The organism is Vibrio sp. 2130-1 (assembly GCF_033339515.1).
The window spans coordinates 1-534 of record NZ_JAWOUT010000672.1 but is presented as its reverse complement, the minus strand read 5'-3'; the positions used below and the strand labels follow the sequence as shown (position 1 = coordinate 534).

Genomic DNA, 534 nt, shown 5'->3' with positions numbered 1-534 from the left:
TTAAGTGGTGGGCAACGCCATAAGGTCTTATTAGCGCGCTTATTGTTGCGTGAACCAGACGTCTTATTGTTAGATGAGCCGACTAACTATCTTGATGCAACTCATATTGAGTGGTTGAAGAGTTATCTCAATGCTTATGTAGGAACCGTACTGTTGGTGTCTCATGATGTGAGTTTCCTGAATGCGGTTACTACCTGCATCTGTGATATCGACTATCAAAAAATCCAGAAATACACCGGCTCATACCACAAAGCAATGGCGCAAAAGCGACACAACAATTCGCTGTTGGAAAAAGAGTACCACGCACAGCAAGTTGAGATTAAGAAACTGGAACAGTTTATTGCGAAAAATGGCGCAGGTGTGAATGCGAGCATTGCGAAGGGCCGTAAGAAACAATTGGATAAAATTGAAAGGATTCAGTTGCATAAAACAGATGCCGTGACTGAATTTGATTTTTCTTATGCGCCTATTGGACATCAAAGTGTTGTTAGTGCCGAAGCGTTGAGCATTGGCTATCAAACGCCTTTACTGTCA

At 42.3% G+C, this 534-nt stretch carries 1 protein-coding gene; it reads left to right on the top strand.

Going from position 1 to position 534, the window contains the following annotated elements:
• Nucleotides 1–534, top strand: a 534-nt coding sequence (locus tag R7Q09_RS28070) for an ATP-binding cassette domain-containing protein (protein WP_318144197.1), incomplete at both ends; no start/stop codon positions are given.